The following is a 22,953-nucleotide window of genomic DNA, read 5'->3' on the forward strand; positions in this document are numbered from 1 at the left end:
AAATGTCTGTTGAAGAAGCATTGGAATGGATTCATTCGCGTTTAAAATTTAATATTCGTCCTGGTTTGAGCCGTGTTGAAGGACTTTTGAAGTTATTGGGAAATCCAGAAACGGAATTATCGATGATTCATGTGGCTGGAACAAATGGTAAAGGCTCGACTGTTGCTTTCACACGGTCAATCTTTATGCAGGCTGGTTTGAAAGTGGCTTCTTTTACAAGTCCTTTTATCGAGTCTTTTGGCGAGCGAATGAGCATCAATGCACAAGCAATTCCAGATGAAAAACTGATTTATTATGTGGAAATGATTCAACCTTTGGTTGAAAAAATGGATGCTGATGAAGTCTTAGCTGGCATTACTGAGTTTGAAATAATCACAGCGATGGCTTTTCGTTATTTTGCGGACGAGAAGGTTGATTTGGCAGTTATTGAAGTTGGGCTTGGTGGACTTTTGGATAGTACCAATGTTATCACTCCAGTGGTTTCAGGGATTACAACGATTGGTTTAGATCACATTGATATTTTGGGGTCAACGATTGAAGAAATTGCTGCTCAAAAGGCTGGGATTATCAAACCAGGTATTCCAGTTGTGACGGGAAACATTGAATTGAAAGCCTTACGGGTCATTTGGGAAGTTGCTCGAAAAAATACGGCTCGTGTCTACCAGTTTGGTTATGATTATAAAGTAGAACTTGAAGCAGCTGAGCATTTTACTTTTCAAGCTAAGCAAGAAATATTGCCTCATTTGGAAAAATCGCTGGTTGGGCTGCATCAGGTAGAAAATGCTGCAATGGCAATCGAGCTGGCCTTGGTCTATGCTGATAAAGTGGGTTTGAATTTGACGGAGGAAGTGATTCGGGCCGGAATTCGAGAGGCTTTCTGGCCAGCCCGTATGGAAAAGCTGGGTGAAAAACCTTTGATTTTGCTTGATGGTGCGCATAATGTTCATGCGATGACGCGTTTGTTGGAAAATTTGAAAGCAGAGTTTTCTGGTCGTAAGCTTACGATTATTTTTTCAGCAATTACCACTAAAGATATTCAGCACATGATTAGAATGTTACAGACGGTGGCGGATTCGCGTTTGATTTTGACGACTTTTGATTACCCTAAGGCGCTTAAGTTAGCGGATTTTGAGGCTTTAGAAGATGAAGGGGTTGAATTGGCTCCAAGCTGGCAAGCGGCTTTAGTTCAACTGAAAAAAACGTTAGCCGATGATGAGGTTTTAATTGTGACAGGTTCACTCTATTTTTCATCGCAGGTTCGCGAATTTCTTTTGGAAAATCGGAAGACTGCTCAGCTCTAATAAAAATTTAAGAATATCCTAGTGAGTGATATTGGGGAGGAAAAAACTATTTTGATCGTATTAGCAGGGACTATTGGGGCAGGAAAATCAAGTTTAGCAAAAGCTTTGGGAGAACATTTACAGACTGATGTTTTTTATGAAGCGGTAGATAATAATCCTGTTTTGGATCTTTATTATCAGGATCCGCAAAAATATGCCTTTTTATTGCAAATTTATTTTTTAAATAAGCGTTTTGAGTCGATAAAACGGGCTTATCAGCAGGATAATAATGTATTAGACCGTTCGATTTTTGAAGATGAGCTTTTCTTGACTTTGAATTATAAAAATGGCAATGTGACCAAAACAGAGCTGGATATTTATAAGGAATTGCTCGACAATATGCTCGAAGAGTTGGAAGGAATGCCTAAAAAGCGGCCAGATTTGCTGGTTTATATCGATGTTTCTTTCGAAACGATGCTGACGCGAATCGCGCAACGGGGCCGTTCTTTTGAGCAAATTGAAACGCAAGCGGGCTTGAAAGCCTACTATCATCAAGTTCATGGAGAATATCCGGAATGGTTTGAGCAGTATGATGTGTCACCAAAATTGCGAATTGATGGGGATGCGATTGATTTTGTCAATAATCCTCAGGATTTGCAGTTGGTGCTTGAGCAAATTGACGGGGCTTTGAAAAAGTTAGATTTGCTATAAAAAAGTGAAGAATTAGTAGAAATTACTGATTCTTTTTTGACATTTTTACTGACGTAAATCAAAAATACAATTACGTCAGCAAATTCTCTATGCTGTCGACGTTTACGTCAGCATTTTCTCTGATGGATTGACTTTCGTCAGTAAATTTTCTGTTTATTTTGACTTTGGCAGTTATTTTTTTAGATAAAAATGTTATAATATTAAGAAAATAATTGATTATGCTTGTCAAATATAGACAACGAGATTTTTTTTAGGACAATGGGGGGCCACATGGCAATAAAAATAGCAATACTAGGATTTGGAACAGTTGGGACAGGCTTGCCTTTCTTGCTTTCAGAAAATAAGGAGAAACTTGCAGCACTTTTGGGTGAAGAAATTGTGATTTCTAAAGTTTTGATGAGAAGTGAAGAAACGATTGAAGCGGCTCGCAAGGAAGGCTTCTCTTATGATTTTGTCTTATCAGTTGATGATATTTTGGCAGATTCTGAGATTTCTATCGTGGTTGAACTCATGGGACGTCTGGAGCCAGCAAAAACTTATATTTCACAAGCTTTAGCAGCTGGAAAATCTGTCGTCACTGCCAACAAAGACTTGTTAGCGGTACATGGAAGTGAACTGCGCGAATTGGCCAAAAAACATCAAGTTGCTCTTTATTATGAGGCGGCCGTCGCTGGTGGCATACCAATCTTACGAACTTTGGCAAATTCATATTCATCAGATAAAATTAGCCACCTCTTGGGAATTGTCAATGGTACAAGTAATTTTATGATGACAAAAATGAGCGAAGAAGGCTGGGCTTATGAAAAAGCACTGCAAAAAGCGCAAGAATTAGGCTATGCCGAGTCGGATCCAACTAATGACGTGGACGGGATTGATGCGAGTTACAAGTTGGCAATTTTAAGTGAATTTGCCTTCGGAATGACGCTTGCACCTACTGAAATCGCGTGTTCTGGTTTGCGAAGCATTCGAAGCACGGATGTCGAGATTGCTCGTCAGCTTGGTTATGTGTTGAAATTAACAGGAGAAATCCGCGAAGTTCAGTCAGGAATTTTTGCTGAAGTCAGCCCAACTTTCCTTCCTAAAAAGCATCCGCTCGCTGCCGTAAATGACGTGATGAATGCTGTATTTATTGAGTCGGTGGGGATTGGGTCTTCCATGTTTTACGGGCCAGGGGCAGGTCAAAAACCCACAGCGACAAGTGTTTTAGCTGATATTGTTCGGGTAGCTAAACGAATCCAAAATGGTACGCTTGGGAAAAATTTCAACGAGTATTCACGCCCGACTCAATTGGCAAATCCAGCCGATGTGATGAACAAATATTATTTTTCAGTCGAAACTCCGGATACCACAGGGCAATTTTTACGATTAGTCCAACTTTTCACAAGTGAAAATGTTTCGTTTGATCAAGTCTTGCAACAAAGAGGCGATGGTGAACGTGCTATTGTCGTCATCATTTCTCACGAAATCAGTCGAACACAACTTGCGGCAGTGATTGAAAAATTACAGCAAGAAGCTGACTTTGACCTGCTTAACTACTTTAAAGTATTAGGAGAATAAGATGAAAATAATCGTACCAGCCACCTCAGCAAATCTGGGTGCGGGCTTTGATTCTATTGGAATTGCGCTTAATTTATATCTCACCGTTGAAGTACTTGAACGCCAAGATTTCTGGCAAATTGATCATAATTTGGGCTCAGAAATTGCGACAGACGAAAATAATCTCTTACTGACGACCTTGTTTGACGTTTTGTCAGCAAAAAAGACCGTTTTGTCAGCAAAATATCATTTAAAAATGACGTCAGCAATTCCTCTGGCGCGTGGATTAGGCTCATCTAGCTCAGTAATTGTCGCGGGTATTGAATTAGCCAATCAGTTAGCCGATTTGAAACTCAGCCCAACAGAAAAATTAGATTTAGCCTGCCAAATCGAGGGGCACCCTGATAACGTAGCACCAGCGATTTTTGGAAATTTAGTCGTCGCAAGTACCGTTGATACTGTCACTAACACGATTAAAGCAGCATTTCCTAACTGTAAATTTTTAGCATTCGTTCCGCACCATGAGTTAAAAACCGTGGAAAGTCGCAAAGTTTTGCCGGAGGTGTTGCCCTACAAAGAAGCGGTGGCAGCAAGCGCCATCGCCAATGTCCTGACGGCAAGCCTGTTGACAGGAGATTTAGAGACGGCAGGTCAAGTGTTGGAAACGGATCGTTTCCATGAGATTTATCGGGCCGCCTTGATTCCCGAATTAGCAATTTTGCGGGAAATTGGACATCAATTTGGCGCCTATGGCACTTATTTGAGCGGCGCTGGCCCAACGGTAATGCTCTTGTGTTCAGATGAAAAACGCCCCTTATTACTCGAAAAAATAAAAGCAACCCAGCTCAAGGGAGAAATTTATGCCCTCGAAATTGATACAAAAGGGCTCCGTGTCGAAAAAAATCTGCCTTAAAAGGAGATTTTTTTTGATTATTTGCTATATAAAATGATATAATCATTAAAGGAAAAAAGAATGAGAAGTAGTTCACTAACTTTCTACATCCTTGATATTTCTGAGGTTTCATCACGTATTTTATAGAAAATTAGAATTAACTGCCAAGTTAATCAAGGCTATTTCATAAAATGTGAACAAAATGAGAAAAATCTCCAGAAACCGTCTGTCGCCCATTGTCTGCTTTTTGAAAGCAAAAGTAAAAAACGAAGGAAATGAAAATGACCCGAACAAGAAAAGCAAAAGTCAGAAATTTAATTATTGCTGCTATGCTGACCGCCTTAGGAATCTTGATTCCTGTAATGATGCCTGCAAAAATTATCATTGGTCCCGCCTCATTTACGCTAGCCTCCCATGTTCCTGTCATGGCAGCGATGTTCTTTAGTCCTGTTATGGCTGCGTTTGTCGCTATTGGAACGACGATTGGCTTTATGATTAGTATCCCTGTCCCAACAATTTGGTTGCGCGCGCTCATGCACCTTCCTGTTATGACAGTTGGTGCTTTGGTTTTAAAGAAATATCCTGAGTTGGTTCACCAAAAAGTTAAAATTCAAATTTTCAATCTTATTTTAGGTATTTTTCATGCTGGTTTAGAAACCTTGGTGGTTTATGTCTTCTACTCACTCGGATTTGCACAAATTGATCAGCACGCGCTCTTTAACTTCTTACTTTTGATTAGTTTTGGCGGTCTGATTCACAGCATGATTGACTTTAATCTCTCCCTTGGACTTTGCAGTGTATTGAGTAAAGCCTTCTCAATTGATATTTTTGAACGAGCAAAATCTTTTTTGATTAGAGAAAAAGCAGAAGTAGAAATTTAAAAAAATAAAAGCCGACATTTTCAGTCTGGCTTTTTAGGTTATAAAAATGAATAAATGTGAAAAAAATAAGCTGTTTTCTGATATAATATTAACTATGTTAAAAGAAATAGACCTTGAAAATATTCCAGATTTGCTTGTCAAATTTGATGAACCTTTATCCAATTACACTTACACCAAAGTTGGTGGTCCAGCTGATATCTTAGCATTCCCGAAAACGGTAGAGGCACTTGTGGCCTTGAGCGAAGCGGCTAAAAAGACGCAGACAGCAGTGACGGTGTTGGGCAACGCTTCGAATTTGATTGTTCGCGACGGTGGAATACGTGGCTTGGTTATTTTGCTTGAAAAGCTAGACACTGTCAAAGTTGCAGGGTACACAATTGAAGCCCAAGCAGGTGCGAAATTAAAAGATGTCACACAGGTGGCCCAAGCAAATGCATTGACTGGCTTCGAATTTGCTTGCGGTATCCCGGGGTCAATCGGAGGTGCTGTCTTCATGAATGCAGGCGCCTATGGCGGCGAAATTGCTCAAGTTTTAGTCAGCTGTAAAGTAATGGACAGTAACGGAAAGATCTCTGTACTGACAGCCAGCGAAATGCAATTTGGTTACCGGCACTCAGCCATTCGGGATAAAAATTTAGTCGTTATCTCCGCAAAATTTGAACTTCAAGCGGGAGATCCTACTCAAATTCAAAATGAAATGAATCGATTGAATTTTTTACGAGAAAGCAAGCAACCACTTGAATATCCAAGTTGTGGCTCTGTTTTCAAACGGCCAGAAGGTCATTTCGCTGGACAATTGATTCAGGAAGCTCACTTGCAAGGTGTGCGGATCGGCGGCGTTGAAGTCAGCAAAAAACACGCTGGTTTCATGGTTAATGTTGCAAACGGAACAGCGACCGACTACGAAGCGCTCATTGCTCATGTGATTAAAGAAGTTGAGCAGCAGACTCAGATTACTCTAGAACCAGAAGTTCGAATTATTGGAGAAAAATAAAAGAAATTTTACTGACGAATCAATTTTTCAACTTGAAATATTCACTAATTTAAGCTATAATTAGTTTTGTTCTGTGCAAACAGAAGATTTGACCGCTCAATTTGTTTCCGTTTTACTGACGGAAATAAAAAAGCCAGAGAAAATACTGACGAAATCTCGTCAGACAGAAAAAATGCTGACGAAAAAAGTTTTTAAAGTTTCGTCAGTAAAATCTCTTTCGCTGATGCAAAAAATTGAGCCAAGGCCAGACGGACAGCCGGGTCAAAAGCCGAAATTGGCGACTTTCGTTGCCTTATTGATTAGCTCGCACTTGTGAGTTATGGGGGTTCTCATTGAACAACCCCACCCAAGAAAAACACGCTTTGGCGCATCAATAAGAGTATTAAAAGTTCTTCTGCTGTATAGACTCTGCACTCGATTTTTTTAATTTTTTGAGCTTTAATTGAGAAATCGAAACTAAAATTGATGATGAAACCAAGCGATTCAGCTTGGTTTTTTGTATGTTTTATATAACGTTTTTGAAAACCAGGGCTAGACTGAAATAAATTGAAGGATTGATGACTAAAATGCCAAAAACAATTATTGAATTTAAAAATGTCAGCAAAACCTATGCTGATACCGATACCACTGTGCTTAAGGACATTTCCTTTGAACTTGAAGAAGGAAAATTCTACACCTTGCTTGGGGCGTCAGGATCAGGAAAATCAACGATTTTGAACATCATTGCTGGCTTGCTGGATGCAACAACAGGCGATGTCATCCTTGATAATAAGCGCATCAACGACCTTCCCGCCAACAAGCGTGACGTTCACACAATATTCCAATCTTACGCTCTTTTTCCTAACATGAACGTTTTTGATAACGTCGCCTTTGCCCTCAAAATCAAAGGAGTTCCCAAAGACGAAATCGCGCAACGTGTGTCTGAGAGTCTAAAACTTGTCCAACTTGCCGGCTACGAAAAACGCTCCATCGCCAAATTATCTGGTGGACAAAAACAAAGGGTTGCCATTGCTCGCGCCATTATTGACCGTCCCAAAGTACTCCTCCTTGATGAATCCCTGTCTGCTTTAGACATGAAACTCCGCAAAGAAATGCAATATGAATTGCGTGAACTCCAGCAAAGTTTGGGCATTACTTTTATTTTTGTCACCCACGACCAAGAAGAAGCATTAGCCATGAGTGACTGGATTTTCATCATGAACGAAGGTGAAATCGTCCAATCGGGGACACCAACAGACATTTATGACGAACCAATCAATCATTTTGTTGCTGATTTTATCGGAGAATCAAATATTCTGAACGGAACGATGATTAAAGACTACTTGGTAGAATTTAACGGTCAAGAATTCGAAGCAGTCGATGGAGGGATGCGCAAAAACGAACCTATTGAAGTTGTCATTCGTCCAGAAGACATCTGGTTTACCCTCCCTGATGAAGGCAAGTTCAACGTTAAAGTAGACACCCAACTTTTCCGTGGCGTCCATTACGAAATCGTAGCCTATGACGAATTCAATAATGAGTGGCTCATTCATTCCACCCATAAAGCCATCGTGGGTGAAACCGTTGGCGTTGACTTTGATCCAGAAGCCATTCACATCATGCGCTTGCACGAAACCGAAGAAGAATTTGACGCCCGCATCGAAGAATACGTCGAAGAAGAAGAACAAACAATTGGACTCGCTAACGCTGTCGAAGAAGAAAATGCCGAAGAAGAAGCCGCCATTCAGGAAGCCGTCAAAGAAGCCCTTGAAAATACAATGGAGCTAACAGAACTTGCCGAAACGGTCAACGAAATCCTCCAAAAACAAGAACAAGAGGCCGCTCAAACGGATGAAAATGGGGAGGACAAAGCGTGACCAAGAGAATTTATTCTGTCCCTTATTTTCTTTGGATTGTCTTTTTTGTCCTCGTTCCACTAGGGATGCTCCTATGGGAATCATTTTTTGATTTGAACGGACATTTTACCTTCGATAACTATATTGCTTATTTTTCTAGCGGCACTTATCTATTGATGACATGGAACTCTGTTCTTTATGCACTGATTATCACCGTAGCAACCCTTGTGATTTCCTATCCTGTTGCCTTTGTATTGACCAAGCTCAAGATGAAACAATTTTGGCTTATGCTCATTATTTTGCCGACTTGGGTTAATCTTCTGCTTAAGGCCTACGCTTTTATCGGTATTTTTGGTAAATATGGATCAGTCAACAACTTTTTGCAATTTTTAGGACTTGGCCGCACACAGATTCTCTTTACAGACGCCAGTTTTATTCTAGTTGCTAGTTATATTTCGATTCCTTTCATGGTTCTACCCATCTTTAATGCCCTCAATGATTTAGATGATAACCTTGTGAGTGCGAGTATGGATCTTGGTGCCTCACGTTTTCAAACCTTCACTCAAGTTATTTGGCCGCTATCGCTCAATGGTGTACGTGCCGGAGTTCAAGCCGTCTTCATTCCGAGCCTCTCGCTCTTTATGTTGACCCGCTTGATTGGTGGAAATAAAGTCATCACACTCGGCACCGCCGTGGAAGAACATTTCCTGACCACACAAAACTGGGGAATGGGTTCAACCATTGCCGTAGTGCTGGTTGTTGCCATGCTTGTTGTTATGCGACTAACCAAAGAAAGGAGAGATTAGACATGAAAAAAAATACATTAGGAAAAGCGTACCTCACTTTTGTGTTGATTCTTTTATATGCCCCAATCTTTTACCTGATTTTTTACGCCTTTAACGCGGGCGGGGATATGAGCAAATTTACAGGCTTTACCTTGGAAAATTTTCAAACTTTATTTGCTGACAGCCGCTTAATCTTGATTGTTGTTCAAACCTTCTTCCTTGCTTTTTTAAGTTCTCTACTAGCGACAGTGATCGGAACAATTGGTGCAATCTATCTGGTCAAACTCAAAGGACGTAAAAAAGAAACCCTCCTAGGATTAAACAATGTTCTCATCGTTTCTCCTGACGTTGTCATTGGGGCATCATTTTTGATTCTCTTTACCCTGATTGGAATGCAACTTGGATTTCTTTCTGTGCTCCTTAGCCACATCGCCTTCTCAATTCCGATAGTGGTTTTGATGGTCATGCCTTTATATCAAGAAATGGATAAATCATTGATTGATGCAGCCAATGATTTGGGAGCAACACCGGCACAAACCATGCGTGAAATCATTTTGCCCTACCTAACACCAGGGATTATCGCCGGTTTCTTTATGGCCTTCACCTATTCACTTGATGATTTTGCAGTAACCTTCTTTGTTACCGGAAATGACTTTACAACAATATCTGTAGAAATCTATTCACGCGCCCGTGCTGGAATTTCTTTAGAAATCAACGCACTCTCGGCTCTAGTCTTTCTCTTTTCAATTTTCCTTGTAATAGGTTATTATTATATTATGAGAGATTCAGATACCGTCGGCAAATCTTCAACCTTAACTTAGAAAAATGACGAAGGGAGAAAAATGAAAAAATTACTCTATTTTCTTGTCGGAATCCTGACAATTATAGTTTTACTCGGTTTTACAGCTAATCGGATGAAAGCCGCTGACGGTGTAAAAACGGCAAATAACAGCCTGACCATTTTCAACTGGGGTGAGTATATTGATCCCGCCTTGATTACAAAGTTTCAGAAAGAAACAGGCTACAAAGTTAATTATATGACTTTTGACTCCAATGAAGCCATGTATTCCAAAGTAAAGCAAGGTGGAACATCCTATGACATCGTTGTTCCTTCAGATTATATGATTGAGAAAATGGCGCAAGAAGGGCTACTCATGAAACTTGATCATACTAAAATCAAAGGCTTGGAAGATGATGACCCCAAATTACTTAATCCAGCATTTGACCAAGGTAACCACTATTCAGTCCCTTACTTCTGGGGAACATTGGGTATCGTTTATAATGCTAAAATCGTCAAAAATCCACCAAAAACTTGGAACGATATTTGGTCACCAACTTATAAAAATTCAATTTTGTTGACGGATAGCGTCCGTGACGTGATGGCAATGGTTCTGAGCAAACATGGCTATTCACTCAATACCACAAATCGTGCCGAACTTGACACAGCTTATCAAAACTTGCTCAAACTAACACCCAATGTAAAAGCAATCCTAGGTGATGAAATCATGAATTATATGATAAACAACGAGACGCCATTAGCCGTTGTTTATAGTGGACAAGCTGCAGAAATGACCGCAGAAAATGAAAATTTACATTATGTGATTCCAGAGCGGACAAACATTTGGTACGATAACCTTGCCATTCCCAAATCTGCTAAAAATGTAAAAGCAGCCTATGCTTTCATCAATTTCATGCAAAAACCACAAAATGCTGCACAAAACGCAGAGTGGGTTGGCTATTCTACGCCTAATACCAAAGGGAAAGCTCTCTTGCCTAAGAGCATTCGAGAAGACAAATCCTTCTATCCTACCGAGTCTGTTATCAAAGACGACGAAGCATATAAAAATCTGACACCTTACTGGACAGGGGTCTATAATGATCTCTATCTTGAATTTAAGATGAATAAATAAAAAGAGCGTTTAATCCCTGTGGTTAAGCTCTTTTTAATTTCTATGTGCCAAATTTTAAATTTTTATTTATCCTATTAAGTATATTTTCTACTTTCTCCAGCTGTTTTAAAACTTAAGGAAATAAAGGAGGTTTTTTATTCAATTTTAATTCAAAGCTTAGAGATCATTTTATCATTGTCCTTTTACAAAGTTTGGTATAATTAAAATACAAATAAAAAGGAGAAGTAAAGTCAATGATAGCGTTGAAAAAAGCAGTTTCCCCCTCTTTGGATAAGGATTTAGTTCCCGTTTTTCTAACGGATGAGACCATGCGAGAGCGCAAGGCTATGCTTTGCTCCAAGATGAAAACCTTTGATTATGATTCGTTAGTTATTTACGCAGATTTAGAGCATGGTGCAAATTTTGAATATCTAACAGGTTTTCTTCCACGATTTGAGGAAGCGTTGTTAGTGTTACATCAGTCTGGAGAGAGTTTTCTAATCTTAGGAAATGAAAATTTAAATAAAGCAGACAAGTCCCGAATTCCTGCAAAAGCTATTCATCTCCCGCATTTTTCTTTGTCTAATCAACCGATGGATCCTGAGAAGAACCTTAACGAAGCTTTCCTTGCATGTGATTTACCGTCCCATGGAAGAGTTGGTTTAGTTGGCTGGAAAAACTTTACGAGTCAAACAGAAGATAATAGGAGCTTATTTGATCTTCCTTATTTTATCGTAGAGACTTTATTCAAAATGTTTCCAAGCGTTACATTTTCGAATGCCACAGCACTTTTTATTGGTGAAGAGGGTGTGCGCACGACAAACAATGCTAATGAATTTGCGCATTATGAGTTCGGGGCTGCTTTAGCTGGAAATTGTATGTTGGAAACAATGAACCGAATCGAGATAGGCAAAACTGAGATGGAGCTGGCTACAAGCTTATCTGCTTTAGGACAAGCTCATAATGTTGTGACCATTTTAGCTAGTGGAGAACGCTTTGTGAAAGCAAATCTCTATCCCACGCATAAACAAATACAATTAGGAGAACGCTTAGCTTTAACCACAGGCTATAAAGGTGGGCTGCAAAGTCGCTCAGGCTATGCCGTAGCAAGACAAGAAGAACTTCCAAAAGGCGAACAAGATTATCTAGAACGCATCGCGATTCCTTACTTTAAGGCTGTTAAAATCTGGTTGGAAACCATCAAAATAGGAATGAAAGGTCAAGAACTGTATCAAGCCATAGAGGCTATCTTGCCTAAAAAGACCTATGGTTGGCATTTAAATCCAGGACATTTGACCGCTGATGAAGAATGGCTAAGCTCGCCCGTATACCCTGAATCAACAGAGCTTTTGCGGAGTGGTATGCTGTTTCAGATTGATATTATCCCCTCAGTTGCTGGTTACAATGGCGTAAGTTGTGAAAGTGGGATTTTCTTAGCTGATGAAGCCTTACGAAAGGAAATTGAGCAGGAGTATCCTGCCCTGTGGCAAAGGATAAAAAATCGACGGGCTTATCTCATTGAGGAGTTAGGAATTCATATTTCTGAGGAAATCTTGCCTACGAGTAATATTACAGCTTATCTGCGTCCATTTTTATTGGATAAAAGTTCAATTTTGACGGCACGATGAATAGAAAAAAGTTACTGACAGAGCTGTCAGTAACTTTTTATTCTCCTTCAAGCTCAGCCAGAGGATTAATTTTTGAAAGTAAGTCTTGGTCTATCCAGACAGAGATGCTCGCATCATCCACGTGAAATTCTGCGCCGCCTTTTTCGTCAAGGGTTACAGGGATAGTGTGTCTACCTAAAAGATCTACATATACTTTTCCAGCTTGAGATTCATTAACGATCATATATTTTGTTCCGCCCTTGCGGTTGGTTAAGAGTGTGGCTAGTCCAGTTTTTTCGCCCTCAATTTCGATTTCGTTTGTCCAACCAATTCGATCCGCGTCATCAAAATAATCATACTCACTTACAAAGTCTGCATGACCGCATAAAGCAAGCATACGGCGCAGGTTTATACCGACAGGTTCAACATTTTGCTCTGGAATGCCATATAAATCTCCCCAAAATACACAAGGAGTTCCTCTTTTACGGAGTAAAATTAAGCCATAAGCTTGTTCCTTAAACCAAGGTTGAACCCATGATTCAAGCGCTTGACCTTCTTGCGTATCATGATTGTCTACAAAAGATACCGCTAGTTCTGGATGACGTTCGATCATTGTATTGGCATAAATCCCTCGCATATCAAAATCGCCGTTAGTAGAAGCAGCTTGATCCAAATTAAAGTGAAGTGGCACATCAAAAAGTTGGATTTGACCGCCAGATTGGCTAAGATAGTATTCTAACTTTTCGATGTCATCTGACCAATACTCTCCGACAACAAAAGGTTCTTTCTCCATTTGTTGTTTGCGTTTATCAAGCCAGGTTTTGAAATATTCAAAGTCAATGTGCTTAATCGCATCAAGTCGGAAGCCATCAATCTTCGTTGTGTCCACAAACCATTTTCCCCATTTTTCAAGTTGGGCTACCGTTTCTGGGACACTAAAATCAAGGTCTGCTCCCATCAAAAAGTCAAAGTTATTATTCTCATCGTCGACGTTATCATCCCAATCATGACCTTCAAATTCAAGTATTTCATTTTCATCTGTTCGTTCATCATAATCTACTCCTGTAAAATTATGCGAGGTCCAGATGTAGTCATCGTATTTCCCTTTTCGTCCTGGGAAAGTAAATTTGGTCCATACTTCAACGGCTTTGTCAGATTCGACTTCATTGAGGCGATCGTCTTCTGCTTTGACATCAGCTTCGATGGTTTCCGTTTCATCGGCACCCATCATGTGATTAAAAACGATGTCTGCATAAGCTTCTAAGTCGTTTTCGTGGAGTTTATTGATTAGTTCAAGATAATCCTCTTTTGTTCCATATTTCGTAGAAACAGTACCTTTTTGATCAAACTCACCCAGGTCAAACAAATCATAAGTACCGTATCCCACATCTTCCATCCCTGAAGCTGCTTTAGAAGCTGGTGGAAGCCATATTCCTGAGAAGCCCATTTTTTTAAAATCAGGGATAGTTTTGGTCAACTTTTTCCAGTGTTTTCCATCAGCGGGTAAGTACCATTCAAAAGCTTGCAAAATGACTTTCATAGATTATCTCCTTTAACTGTAAGCGACGAGGTTATTTCATATTATGTTTTTTAATTATCTATAGTATACACAAAAAGAAGATAAAGCCAAAAAAATATGTATTATTTATTTTACGCTAATCTAGTGCTTCTACGGAGCTATCAAACTCAATATCGGCAAGCGTTGTTGCCGTAATAAAAATGGTTGGTAAGTAAGGATCAACTGCGGATACTGCGGCAAGTGAGAGCAGTAAAAAATGTTTGAAATCCATGATGTACCTCCAAAACTTAAGATTATAAATGATTGTAACATAATATTCTGAATATTGGGTATTTTATATCTTGTTTTTGTGAACGAATTATTTGTTTTGCTCGTTCGATTTGATTTATAATGAACTTAGCAGATAATAGATAGCTTGTTGAATACTATAGAAAATCAGATTTTAGAAAGTTGGTTATCATGGATGAAAAGGAAAAACTCAGAGAAAAATTAAGTCCTCTGGCTTATAAAGTAACTCAGGAAAATGGCACAGAAGCACCTTTTACGAATGAATTTGACAATTTTTTTGAGCCAGGTTTATATGTTGATATCGTAAGTGGTGAACCTTTGTTTACCAGTCTTGATAAATATCAATCAGGTTGTGGCTGGCCGGCCTTTACCCAACCCATTGAACGGCAGGCAGTCAAAGAAAAACGTGACCGTAGTTTTCTTATGGAACGTACAGAAGTGCGTTCCAGTCAAGCTGACAGCCACTTAGGACACGTTTTTACTGACGGGCCATTGGATAGAGGAGGACTGAGGTATTGTATCAATTCGGCTGCTTTACGCTTCATTCCTTTGTCGGATTTGGAAACACAAGGCTACGGCAGTTACCGTCACTATTTTGACTGATAAAATTTTTTCAAAAACCAACCTGGCGTCATATGAGCCAAATTGGCGGTTGAGCAATTGAAATAATCAGAGAAAATGCTGACGTAAATTTACGTCAGCATTTTTTCTTCCTGAAAGAGATTACGTCAGCAAATTCTTTGAGCTGTCGGAGAATCCGTCAGTATTTTCTCTCGCTTTTTATGGAAAAAATACATCGAAAGTCTGATTTTTTTAATTTCCAAATCAGTTATAATAAAAAGAAAAGCCAAAGGAGCGCTGATGATCAAAATTTATCAAAAATCACAAACCAATCAATCAACAGAACGCGTGCGCGACTGGCTGACGGCGCGGGCAATTCCTTATCAAACGATTTCGAAGTCTTCGCTCTCAAAAGCAGACTTGATGCGTGTACTTTCCTTGTCTAACAAAGGTTTTGACGAAATCATGGTTTCCGAGTCCAAAGCGCCAAAATTATACTCTCAACTGCGAAATTCTCGAGATTTGGAGCAAATGACGACGGATGAGATGATTCAATTTCTCTTAGAACACCCGCAACTTTTGCGCTCGCCGATTACCTTTGACGAACAGCGTTTACTGGTCGGCTACAATACGGATGACATTCGCACCTTCCTCCCAAGATTTCATTAAAAATAAAAAAGATATTCTTTGCTGAATATCTTTTTTTGATTTTTAATCTTGATGTGAAAAAGAGTATAATAAGAAACAGAGAAATGAGTTTTTAAAAACAGAGGAGACAGTTATGAAATTGTTGCACACGGCAGATTGGCATATTGGAAGAACTTTAAATGGTTATGATTTGCTTGACGAACAAAAACACGCCTTTGAACAAATCGTAAGCATTGCCAAAAAAGAAAAAGTTGACGGGATTATTATTGCGGGAGACCTCTACGACCGTGCTGTTCCTAGCACAGCTGCCGTAACTGCTTTTAACGAAATGCTCAAAAGGCTTAATATTCTTGAAAAATTCCCCCTTTATATGATTAGTGGAAATCATGACGGCGCGAAGCGTCTCAATTATGGTCGTGACTGGCTTAGCTATAACAAGCTCTACCTCAATACCTTGCTAGAAGAAGCTTTTGAAGCGATAGAAACACCAGAAGCACAGTTATTTTTACTTCCTTTTTTTGATCCGATTGATGCTCGTATTTATTTTTCTCAAAAAGGTCAACCTGAAGAAGAAGTTCAAAAAATCAAAACAATCTCAGACGCAATGGCACTCGTCATTGAAAAAATGATTTCACAATTTACGCCTAACAAGAAACATATCCTTATCACTCACTTTGCCGTAACCAAAGGGAAAGAAGATGAGCTAGAATTAACCAGTGAAACCTTGTCAAAAGTAGGAGGACTAGCAAGCATCAGTGCCACTCAATTTGCTGCTTTTGACCACGTCGCCTTAGGACATATTCACACAGCACTCGCCTCGCCAAGTACTAAAGTTCAGTATTCGGGAAGTCCTGTAAAGTTCAATACCAAAGAAGCCAAAAATCAAAAAGGCGTTTATCTTTTAGAAATTTCTAGCGATGCACCAATTCATTCACGCTTCATTCCTCTCACGCCCAAAACCGATTTGATTGTTTTGCAAGAAAGCTGGGAAACCTTGATGGATAAGGAATTTTACAGCAACTACCCTTGTCACAAAGCTTGGTTTGCGATTACTATCAAAGATTTTGAGCGCGTGGCTCACGCTGGAGAAAATTTACGTGCACAACTGCAAACGATTTATGGCACCATCATCGAGCTGGATTATCAAGATAAACAACAAGCAGCCAAGAGAAAAGCAAGACAAAATATTGAAACGATGAGCAATGAAAAAATCATTTCTAGCTTTTATGAGCGCGTGACTGGCGCCAAAATCAGCCCCTTTCAAACTAAAATTATCGAAAACACACTGATCAAACTTGAAGGAGAACAAAAATGAAGCCTCTTTATCTGGAAATGAATTATTTTGGTCCGCACGAGCATTCCGTCATTGATTTTTCTCGACTTGATGAAGCTCCAATTTTTCTCATTAGTGGTGACACAGGTGCTGGAAAGTCCACTATTTTTGATGCGATGACTTATGCTCTATTTGGGAGCACAACCAGTGAGCGTGAAGCCAAAGAAATGCGCAGTCAATTTGCAAATCCGTCGCAAAAGACAAGCGTTACATTTTATTTTGAACAGGGCAATTTTATCTATAAAATTAAACGCTGTCCAGACCAAGAAGTCAAAAAACAACGTGGTGAGGGCACAAAGCTTGAAAAAAGTAGCGCCCAGCTCGCTGTTGTTGAATCCGTCAGTGGTCCCGAAACAAAAAATCTTGCCTCGAAACCCAGCGATGTTGCCACAGAAATCGGAAATTTATTGAATCTCAATGCTGAACAATTCAAAAAAATCGTCCTCCTACCCCAAAATGATTTTTCAAAATTTTTAAAATCAAAAACCGATGAAAAAGAAGCTATTCTAAAGAAAATTTTTGGGACAGCCTTATTCACGAATTTTTCTCATGAAATCAAAGAACATTATCATGATGTTATCGAGCGCAATAAACAATTTGCAAATGCTCTAGAACTCCAATATCACTCTCAAATCTGGACAAAAGAAGAACAAGAAAAACTTGAAGCAAGTCCAGAAGCCGATAAATTTACGCTTGTCACTTCTTTTCAAAAAAACAGAGTGCAGGAAAAAAAGCATCAAGAAGAAAAACTCTTAAGATTAAAAGAAGAAAAAGACAAAGCTGAAGCAAGCTACCAGAAGGCTTTAGAAATAAGCCAAAAATTCGCGCTCAAATCTCGTTATGAAAAAGAATATCAAGAAAAAATTAGCGAACAAAATGATCAATTTACCAAAAACAACCAGCATCTCAAGGAATTAAAATGGGCAAAGACATTTGGTGAAACCCTCACTCAACTTGAAAATTCCCAAAATGCCCAACTTATACATAAAGCCACCAAGAAAAAATACGAAGAAGAGGTGCGAAGAGAAAAAGAAAAAATCAGCCAAGCCCAAGCGACAGTTGAAACCCTCCAAACTCAAAATGATAAATTCCTCAAAATAAAGGCAGAAATCGACCAACTCACCCTCCAAATTCCTCAAGCTCAAGAGGCCGAACAACTTCTTCGAGCAATAGAAGTCTTACAAACGCAAAAATCAGCAGGAGAAGAAGAGTTACTACAGGCAAAAAAAGATCAAGAACATATCCAAGCCAGCATTTCTAAGCAAAAACAAGAAATCATCAACAAAGAAACACTTGAAAAAGCCAAAGCAGAAGTTCTTGATTTACAACTTAAATTTAACAAAAATCTCCTTCCGATAGCCTCAGAATTGACAAGATTATCAAAAGAATCAAAAGGACTCAAAGAAGAGTTGGTTCAAGCGGAACTTGAAGAGAAAAAAGCTTTGCAAGACTTACAAAACAAACAAGAAGACTACCAGCTCAAAATAAAAAATCGCCGGAAGTTAATGATTGCTCAGCTCCAAAAAGAACTTGTTGCTGGCGAGCCTTGCCAAGTTTGTGGAGCAACAGAACATCTGCTCATTCATCCAGTAGAGGTATCGGATGAAACGCTAAAACAAGCGATTGATGAAGTAGACCAAAGTCAAAAAGATTTTGCGACTGCCCAGGCACGCTATTCTCACGCTCTAAAAAATAAAACAGACCTTCAAGAAAAGCAAAAAGCCAAGACAGAGGAAATTAAGCAAAAACAAGCTGATCTCAGCCGTTCATACCACACGTTTTGTTCAGGGAAAAATTTTGTTTTCCCCCTTGATTTTGACGAAAAAAGCATTGAAAATCAGCTCCAAAAAGAATTAAGGGCTATTTCTGATCAAGAAGTACTCAATAAAGCACGACAAAATCAAATAGAAATCCTTCAAAAGCAACTTCATGAAGAAGTCGAAAAAGAAATTCAAAAAATTTCTCTTCAACTCACAGAGATTAACTCCAAAATAGAAGTTCAAAAGAAAAGTTTAGACAGTAAAAAAGCATTCGTTTCTAGTGAAAATCTGAAAGCACGTAAAAGAGATTTAAATGAAGAACTCGATAGCTATCTTCGAGCGGTTGAAGAAGGGCGACAAGAACTAACCGAGTTAGAAAAGCTTCACGAAAGAACGCAAGCAAAACTCGAAGAATTAGAAGAGCAAATTAAGAGAGCTGATCAAACAATAAGCAACTGTCAAAGCGAAATTGCACAAAAAATGGCCGCTTCTGCTGCATTGAGCCAAGATCTTGAACTTATAAAAAATTGGTTATCAGAAGACTTGGAAGACTTATCTAATCAGATTCAAACCTACCAACAAGATAAAGTAAGAATAGAATCCGAAATTCAAAAATTGGAAGAAGCTTTAAAAGATTGTGAGCCACCAGAGCTTGAAAAACTTAAGGTTTATAAAGATAATAGGGATACTGAACACCTCAAAGCTGCTCAGCTTTTCTCTTTAAGTGAGGAAGCAGTAGAAAGAGTCAATCATTTACACGAAAAATTAAAAAAAATCCTAGCCAAGCAAGGAAATTTAGCAACTGAAACCGAAGAAATAACAAAACTATGGAACGCAATCAACGGAAAAACTCTTGATAAGTTAAAACTTGAAACGTTTGTTGTCCAGACTTATCTCGAAAAAGTATTAGAATATGCAAATAATCATTTTATCAATCTCCTCTCTAATCACCGCTATCAATTTGAACTCTCAGAAACAGTAAAAGGTAACGGTAGTCAAGGTTTGGCTATCAATATTTATGACAATGAGACCGGCGCAACGCGTTCATCCAATACTTTATCCGGAGGAGAAACATTTATTGCCGCCTTATCCATTGCGCTTTCTTTAAGTGAAGTTGTCCAAAATTCAACAAATGCCGTGCAAATTGATGCTCTGTTTGTGGATGAAGGTTTTGGATCACTTGATCACGAAACGCTCCAAAAAGCTATGACAGCTTTAGAGCAAATCGGTGAAAATCGGATGGTTGGTGTTATTAGCCATGTCGAAGCAATGAAAAAATCAATTGGTCAACAACTCTTAATCACAAAAATTGGTGACGGGCGCAGCAAAGTTGAGCTAATCAATCGCTAAGTATTCAACAGGCGTTTAATAAAATTCAAGATGAAAATTAGGAAGTGGGATGCTTTGTGGTATAATAAAGTATGGAAAATTTCAAGAAAAATGATACTTTTGAAGCGGAAGTGATTGACTTAACTCATGAGGGTCAAGGTGTAGTTAAAATCAATCGTTTTCCCTTTTTTGTTGACAATGCGTTACCAGGCGAGCGCATCAAAATGCGCGTGCTGAAAGTTGGAAAATCTTTTGGTTTTGGACGCGTTGATGAGTTTTTAAGTCAAAGTGAACATCGTATAAGCGGAATTAATTTGGATTATTTACGTACAGGTATTGCTGATTTTGGCCATCTTGCTTATAGTGAACAGCTTAAATTTAAACAAAAACAAGTCAGTGAGCTTCTACGTAAAACAGCGGGTAAAGTAGAATTTCCCGTTCTACCTGTCCTTGCTGCAGAGCAAACACTAGCTTACCGTAATAAAGCGCAAGTTCCAGTTCAGATGGTTGATGGATTGCTAACCACAGGATTTTATCGTAAAAATTCACACACATTGGTTCCTGTGGAAGATTTTTATATTCAAGATAAAGCGCTAGATGCGATTATTCTCTTCATCCGCGATGAATGTCGCCAGATGGCTGTCCAAGCCTATGATGAGAAAAGCCGTAAAGGCTGGTTACGACACATTGTTGTTCGTCGAGCTTACCATACAGGTGAAGTTATGGTTACTCTCGTTGTAACCAACAAAAAAGCACCTGTTCCAATTAAGGTGTTGGTCAACAAGTTAGCTGCACAATTTTCAAATCTCAAGTCTGTTCAATTGAATATCAATAAAGGAACTGGCTCGTTTATTTTGGGTAAAGAGTTCGTTGTACTCTATGGACAAGATTTTATTAGTGATACAATGTTAGACAAAACTTTCCAAATCTCAGCTCCAGCCTTTTATCAAGTGAATACTGCTCAAGCAGAAAAACTCTATCAAACAGCTTATGATTTTGCTCAGCTCTTGCCAACCGATGTTGTCATCGATGCCTATTCTGGTATTGGAACCATTGGTTTAGGGATGGCGGATCGTGTGGCGAAGGTTTACGGGATGGAAGTTATCGCCTCAGCAGTTGAAAATGCTCAACATAATGCGCAACTTAACCATATTGAAAATGCTCATTATGAAGTAGGGACTGCTGAAACGATTATGCCTAAATGGCTAGCTGAAGGAATTTCGCCCGATCTTATTTTCGTTGATCCACCCCGGAAAGGTCTTGATGAAAGTTTCATAGAATCAGCAACTGAAGCAAATCCTCGAGCAATTATCTATATCTCTTGTAACCCAGCTACCTTTGCGCGTGATGTTGTCCGCTTCGAAGCTCAAGGCTATCAGCTTGAAAAGGTTCAACCTGTGGATTTGTTCCCACAAACACACCATGTTGAGACAGTAGCTTTGTTCACAAGGAAGAAGTAGAAAACTCGATAAATACCATGAATGCGGGGTTTTACGAAGAAAATCGAGACTTTAGAAAAGAATAGAATAGACTACTAAATATTTGGCTTGAATTGTTAGTAGTCTTTTTTCATTATTCATATAAAAATATGTTTTACTTTCATGCCCTTTTGTGATATAATAGAGGGCAAGAAAGTAAACGAGGTGGTTAATATGTCAAAATCAGATTTAGTATTATCCAAGGCTAGAGAGAATAATGGCACTATTACTACTGCAATGGTACAATCAGAAGGAATTGCTCGTCAATATCTAACCAACCTTGTCAATCAAGGATTATTAGAAAAATCAACTCGTGGCGTTTATGTCTTACCTACTGTTTGGGAAGATGAGTTCATTAACGTACAAGCACAATTTAAAAAAGGAATTTTTTCAAAAGAAACTGCCTTATTTTTACACGACTTAACGGACAGAACGCCTCTGGCTTATTCTATGACTTTCCCAGACGGGTATAATTTATCAAAAGTAAAAGCAGATGGAATTATTGCCAATCGCTCTATAGAACAATTCTATGGTCTTGGGATTGAGACGGTTAAGTCTCCATCGGGGAATCTGGTGAGAGTATATAATGCGGAAAAAACACTTTGCGATATTTTGCGTCCAAGGAGCGGTGTAGAAACGGGTGTAATTGCAGAAGCCTTCAAACGATATGTTACTAAGCCTAGTAAAAACATCCCCCTTCTATCAGATTATGCTAAAATATTAAAAGTGGAAGAAAAGGTTCGGTCCTATTTGGAGGTTCTTCTATGAAAAATGCAATGCAGCTTAAAGCCATTGTAAAGAATATATCGAAACAAAAGAAAATATCAGCGCAACTGGTTTTGCAAAATTATATGCTTGAACGTCTGCTTGAGAGAATTTCTTTATCTAAATATCGCGATAATTTTATTCTTAAAGGCGGATTCTTGATTGCATCAATAGTCGGATTAGATACTCGTGCCACAATGGATATGGATGTGACCATAAAAGGCGAGCTGGTGACTGAAGAAAATATAAAAGCAATTTTTGATGAAGTTATTCTCATGCCATTAGATGATGGTATCACTTTTGAATTTAAAACGATTAGCGAAATTCGTGAAGGTGATGATTATACTGGTTATCGTGTACATCTTACAGGAAACTTCCCTCCGATGTCAGTACCACTAAAGCTTGATATAACAACTGGTGATAAGATTACGCCAAAAGAAGTCCAATATGAATATCGAACAATGATGGATGATAGATTGATTTCCGTCCTTGCCTATAACCTAGAAACAGTTATGGCAGAGAAGTTAGAAGCAATCTTATCACGTGGGGATCAAACCACACGACCTCGTGATTATTATGATGTCTATATTTTGTGGAAATTGCAGGGTGCAAACATCAACCTTGAACATTTATCACAAGCTTTGACTGCGACAGCCAATAAACGTGGTGCTTTGGAAATTATGAAAGCTTATCAGAGAACGATAGATGTTGTAAAGAGCAGTGATTTCATGCATGAGCAATGGCAAATGTATCAACGAAGTTTTGATTATGCAAAAGAAATTGAGTTTAATGAAACCTGTAATGCAGTGCTTGAAGTGATGGATAAATTGTCGTTGTAGGGAATAGATGAACTACTAGCCAG

21 protein-coding genes are annotated in these 22,953 nt (G+C 38.9%); 19 read left to right on the top strand and 2 right to left on the bottom strand.

Going from position 1 to position 22,953, the window contains the following annotated elements; all coding sequences use genetic code 11:
- The first annotated feature begins 2 nt into the window (after positions 1–2).
- From EQJ87_RS01220 to EQJ87_RS01275, 12 genes are all read left to right on the top strand, one after another.
- Positions 3–1,301, top strand: coding sequence for a bifunctional folylpolyglutamate synthase/dihydrofolate synthase (locus EQJ87_RS01220; RefSeq protein WP_130122973.1), 1,299 nt, complete (start codon positions 3–5; stop codon positions 1,299–1,301).
- Positions 1,302–1,349: 48 nt separating this feature from the next.
- Positions 1,350–1,991 (top strand): deoxynucleoside kinase, encoded by a 642-nt coding sequence (locus tag EQJ87_RS01225; protein ID WP_130124553.1) that lies wholly within the window; start codon positions 1,350–1,352, stop codon positions 1,989–1,991.
- 270 nt (positions 1,992–2,261) lie between these two features.
- Positions 2,262–3,548 (top strand): homoserine dehydrogenase, encoded by a 1,287-nt coding sequence (locus EQJ87_RS01230; protein WP_130122974.1) that lies wholly within the window; start codon positions 2,262–2,264, stop codon positions 3,546–3,548.
- Position 3,549: 1 nt separating this feature from the next.
- Positions 3,550–4,440, top strand: a complete 891-nt coding sequence (gene thrB, locus EQJ87_RS01235) for a homoserine kinase (RefSeq protein WP_130122975.1) — start codon at positions 3,550–3,552, stop codon at positions 4,438–4,440.
- 260 nt (positions 4,441–4,700) lie between these two features.
- On the top strand, positions 4,701–5,300 hold the full coding sequence (locus EQJ87_RS01240) for a hypothetical protein (protein ID WP_130122976.1): 600 nt from the start codon (positions 4,701–4,703) through the stop codon (positions 5,298–5,300).
- Between the two features lie 94 nt (positions 5,301–5,394).
- Entirely contained in the window at positions 5,395–6,294 is a 900-nt protein-coding gene (gene murB, locus EQJ87_RS01245; RefSeq protein WP_130122977.1) for a UDP-N-acetylmuramate dehydrogenase, read from the top strand.
- A 73-nt stretch (positions 6,295–6,367) separates the two neighbouring features.
- Positions 6,368–6,610, top strand: a complete 243-nt coding sequence (locus EQJ87_RS01250) for a hypothetical protein (protein ID WP_130122978.1) — start codon at positions 6,368–6,370, stop codon at positions 6,608–6,610.
- Positions 6,611–6,860: 250 nt separating this feature from the next.
- Entirely contained in the window at positions 6,861–8,150 is a 1,290-nt protein-coding gene (locus EQJ87_RS01255; RefSeq protein ID WP_130122979.1) for an ABC transporter ATP-binding protein, read from the top strand.
- Positions 8,147–8,935 (top strand): ABC transporter permease, encoded by a 789-nt coding sequence (locus EQJ87_RS01260; protein WP_130122980.1) that lies wholly within the window; start codon positions 8,147–8,149, stop codon positions 8,933–8,935. Before EQJ87_RS01255 ends, EQJ87_RS01260 begins: the two co-directional genes overlap by 4 nt.
- A 2-nt stretch (positions 8,936–8,937) precedes the next feature.
- Positions 8,938–9,735, top strand: a complete 798-nt coding sequence (locus EQJ87_RS01265) for an ABC transporter permease (RefSeq protein ID WP_130122981.1) — start codon at positions 8,938–8,940, stop codon at positions 9,733–9,735.
- A gap of 21 nt (positions 9,736–9,756) precedes the next feature.
- Positions 9,757–10,824 (top strand): ABC transporter substrate-binding protein, encoded by a 1,068-nt coding sequence (locus tag EQJ87_RS01270; protein WP_130122982.1) that lies wholly within the window; start codon positions 9,757–9,759, stop codon positions 10,822–10,824.
- Between the two features lie 233 nt (positions 10,825–11,057).
- A complete protein-coding gene (locus tag EQJ87_RS01275) occupies positions 11,058–12,431 on the top strand; it encodes a M24 family metallopeptidase (RefSeq protein ID WP_130122983.1) in 1,374 nt (457 codons plus the stop codon).
- A 37-nt stretch (positions 12,432–12,468) separates the two neighbouring features.
- On the opposite strand, the gene EQJ87_RS01280 is transcribed toward EQJ87_RS01275, so the two are convergent.
- Both EQJ87_RS01280 and EQJ87_RS11760 read right to left on the bottom strand, forming a co-directional pair.
- Positions 12,469–13,950 (bottom strand): alpha-amylase, encoded by a 1,482-nt coding sequence (locus EQJ87_RS01280; protein ID WP_130122984.1) that lies wholly within the window; start codon positions 13,948–13,950, stop codon positions 12,469–12,471.
- Positions 13,951–14,065: 115 nt separating this feature from the next.
- Positions 14,066–14,200 carry a hypothetical protein gene (locus EQJ87_RS11760; protein WP_255411611.1) on the bottom strand — a complete coding sequence of 45 codons (135 nt, stop codon included), beginning with the start codon at positions 14,198–14,200 and terminating at the stop codon, positions 14,066–14,068.
- 188 nt (positions 14,201–14,388) lie between these two features.
- Between EQJ87_RS11760 and msrB the strand changes: the two genes are divergently transcribed.
- The 7 genes from msrB to EQJ87_RS01315 all read left to right on the top strand — a co-directional run bounded on the left by msrB (position 14,389) and on the right by EQJ87_RS01315 (position 22,930).
- Complete coding sequence (msrB, locus tag EQJ87_RS01285) at positions 14,389–14,820, top strand: peptide-methionine (R)-S-oxide reductase MsrB (protein WP_130122985.1); 432 nt, start codon at positions 14,389–14,391, stop codon at positions 14,818–14,820.
- 258 nt (positions 14,821–15,078) lie between these two features.
- Positions 15,079–15,447 (top strand): ArsC/Spx/MgsR family protein, encoded by a 369-nt coding sequence (locus EQJ87_RS01290; protein ID WP_130122986.1) that lies wholly within the window; start codon positions 15,079–15,081, stop codon positions 15,445–15,447.
- Positions 15,448–15,559: 112 nt separating this feature from the next.
- Complete coding sequence (locus EQJ87_RS01295; protein WP_130122987.1) at positions 15,560–16,741, top strand: exonuclease SbcCD subunit D; 1,182 nt, start codon at positions 15,560–15,562, stop codon at positions 16,739–16,741.
- Positions 16,738–19,869: an AAA family ATPase gene (locus EQJ87_RS01300; RefSeq protein WP_130122988.1), complete on the top strand. Its 3,132-nt coding sequence runs from the start codon at positions 16,738–16,740 to the stop codon at positions 19,867–19,869. Before EQJ87_RS01295 ends, EQJ87_RS01300 begins: the two co-directional genes overlap by 4 nt.
- Before the next feature lie 71 nt (positions 19,870–19,940).
- The gene (gene rlmD, locus EQJ87_RS01305; RefSeq protein WP_130122989.1) at positions 19,941–21,308 is read left to right on the top strand and encodes a 23S rRNA (uracil(1939)-C(5))-methyltransferase RlmD; all 1,368 of its coding nucleotides are present in this window, start codon (positions 19,941–19,943) and stop codon (positions 21,306–21,308) included.
- 192 nt (positions 21,309–21,500) lie between these two features.
- Entirely contained in the window at positions 21,501–22,094 is a 594-nt protein-coding gene (locus tag EQJ87_RS01310; RefSeq protein ID WP_130122990.1) for a type IV toxin-antitoxin system AbiEi family antitoxin domain-containing protein, read from the top strand.
- Positions 22,091–22,930: a nucleotidyl transferase AbiEii/AbiGii toxin family protein gene (locus EQJ87_RS01315; protein WP_190289014.1), complete on the top strand. Its 840-nt coding sequence runs from the start codon at positions 22,091–22,093 to the stop codon at positions 22,928–22,930. The genes EQJ87_RS01310 and EQJ87_RS01315 overlap by 4 nt, the downstream gene beginning before the upstream one ends.
- Positions 22,931–22,953: the final 23 nt, after the last annotated feature.

This window comes from Lactococcus sp. S-13, assembly GCF_004210295.1.
Taxonomy (GTDB): Bacteria; Bacillota; Bacilli; order Lactobacillales; family Streptococcaceae; genus Lactococcus.